Source organism: Deltaproteobacteria bacterium (genome assembly GCA_005879795.1).
Lineage (GTDB): Bacteria > Desulfobacterota > Binatia > DP-6 > DP-6 > DP-6.
The window spans coordinates 1-2,170 of sequence record VBKJ01000262.1 but is presented as its reverse complement, the minus strand read 5'-3'; the positions used below and the strand labels follow the sequence as shown (position 1 = coordinate 2,170).

At 71.5% G+C, this 2,170-nt stretch carries 3 protein-coding genes; all 3 read right to left on the bottom strand.

Going from position 1 to position 2,170, the window contains the following annotated elements; translation table 11 throughout:
- Window positions 1–551, bottom strand: a 551-nt coding sequence (locus E6J59_19855) for a DUF4394 domain-containing protein (GenBank protein TMB15639.1), incomplete at its 3' end; no start/stop codon positions are given.
- Between the two features lie 158 nt (window positions 552–709).
- The gene (locus tag E6J59_19850) at window positions 710–901 is read right to left on the bottom strand and encodes a hypothetical protein (GenBank protein ID TMB15638.1); all 192 of its coding nucleotides are present in this window, start codon (window positions 899–901) and stop codon (window positions 710–712) included.
- A 231-nt stretch (window positions 902–1,132) separates the two neighbouring features.
- A partial coding sequence (locus E6J59_19845) for a sensor histidine kinase (GenBank protein ID TMB15637.1) occupies window positions 1,133–2,170 on the bottom strand: 1,038 nt, incomplete at its 5' end.

Below are 2,170 nucleotides of genomic sequence, written 5' to 3'. Positions count from 1 at the left end.
GCCTCGGGCGGGACGTGGACGCCGAGCGGGCCGATCGTCCGCAGGGTGCCGTCGTTCGGAGGCTCCTGCCGCACGAGCAGGTCGAGCCCCGAGTCGAGGTCGAACATCTCCGTCGTCTGCGCCCCGGCCACGTTGTTGGTGTAGGCCGTGCCCGCGATCAGCGGCTGCCGGCCGAAGTGAGGGTCCTCGCGCGCGTAGGCCAGGGGCCGATCCACCGCCGTCGCGCCGTTGTCGACGTTCACGCGCAGGTTCTGGCCATCGTGGCCGACCAGCCTCAGGCGGTCCGTCCCGGGATTGAAGTCCAGTCCCGAACGGCTCCCGCCGTTGAAGGGCACCGTCAGCGTGCTCACCAGGCGGGCCGCTGCGGTGACGGGGTCGATCGTATAGACATCCCCCGCCGCCGTGAGACCGTAGAGGCCGCCGTTCGCCGGACGCCGGTCGAGGCCGATGAGCTGCCCGCTCACCCCGCTCGGCGTCGTCGTCCTGGCATCGCCAGGGTGCTCGGCAGAGAAGGTGATGAGCATGCCGTCTCCGCTCAGGGCCACCAGCATCGGGGAGGCGGCTCCGGTCCTCGGGCCCGCCAACGCGAGTCCAGCCACGAGAAGGCCGATGCGCAGCTGCCCTCTGGCGATGGTCGCAGCTTTCACTGGCAGAGAACCTGCACGGGCCCTTTAGCCAGGTGGCCGGCCGAGCCGCAACCCCGCGGCCGCTAGACATCGCATCGTCCGGGTACCTGCATCGCGCGGCTCACGGGAGTGCCGGCGACGTCGGCCGTCAGCAGCCCGTCGTGCAGCGCCATGGTCGGGGAAGCCGCCCCGGCGGCGGGCCTGGCGACGGTGAGCCCCGCGAGGAGCCCGCAGAACGCCAGACGGGACGGAAGCCGTGCGACGGAGGTTCTCATCGTTCCCGGAGACGTTACGTGCGAGCGGCGCGCCCGGATGCAGGACCCACCGCCCGCCCGTTTTCTGATGTGAAGAGTCGCGAACGCTCTGCGGAGTCAGCGGTACGTCGGTATTGGGCGGAGCTTTGAATACGGCGGGGACAAACGCGGCGTCACGAGAATGCCGCGCTCACCGGGCGCCTCGCGGCATCGCGAGCTAGAGACCTCGCATTGTCTAACGACAAGACGCGGTTACGAGTTTGCCCCGCTCGCCGTCGGTGCGCCGCCGCCCTCGCGCGGCATCGGCACGCTGGCGCGCAGGCAGGCGCCGCCGCCCGGTCCCGAGGAGAGCGAGACCGTCCCGCCGAGCGCGCGTACGCGCTCGCGGATGCCGATGAGCCCGATCCCGCTCGGGCGGCTCGCCCCGTTGTCTGCCGGCAGTCCGACGCCGTCGTCGCGCACCTCGAGCCTGAGCTCGTCTCCCCTCGCGGTGAGACCCACCCACACGCGCTTCGCGTGCGCGTGTCGGGCGACGTTGGTGAGCGCCTCCTGGATGATGCGGTAGACCGCCGTTTCGATCTCCTCCGGCAGGCGCTCCGGGAGCCCCTCGGCGGTGTACTTGGTCGCGATCTGGTGCCGTCCGCGGAAGGCCTCGAGGTGCGCCTCGAGCGACCCCGCGAGCCCGTAGAGGTCGAGCCCGGGCGGGCGCAACAGCTGCGACAGCTCGCGCATCTCGCCGAGGGTCTTGGCGACCAGGTGTCGCGCTTCGCCCGCCCGCGTGCGGAGCTCGCCCAGGTCGGGCGGGAGCTTCCGCTCGAGCAGCCAGAGGTACGAGGACACCGCGGTGAGCGACTGCCCGAGCTCGTCGTGCAGCTCGCGCGAGAGCCGGCGGAGCTGCTCCTCCTGCACCGAGATGAGGCGCGTGGAGAGCGCGGCGAGCTCGTCCTGGCGCTGGATCAGGCCCGTACGGAAGCGACCCAGGACGCGCGCGCAGGCGACCGCGAGCGCGGCCCCGATGGCAACCCAGCAGAGGGTGCTCACGAACGGCGCCATTGGGAGACCCTGCTGGCCGAGCTTGGCGCCCACGAGCGCGAAGCCGGCACAGATGAGGACGCCGACCAGGGTCGTGCGGCGCGCACTCCAGGAGAAGAGGACGACCCCGGCGATGAGCAGGGTGGTGAAGGCGCTCGACATGAGCGAGGGGTAGGTGGGCACCGCGTAGGGCAGGAGGTAGACGTAGAGGAGGAGATTCGACGCCAGCCCCAGCGCGAACAGCAGGCCGAGCCCGTC

What these genes read in the sequence shown, in the direction of transcription:
- E6J59_19850 (TMB15638.1), bottom strand. Translation starts at nt 901, where the DNA reads ATGAGAACCTCCGTCGCACGGCTTCCGTCCCGTCTGGCGTTCTGCGGG.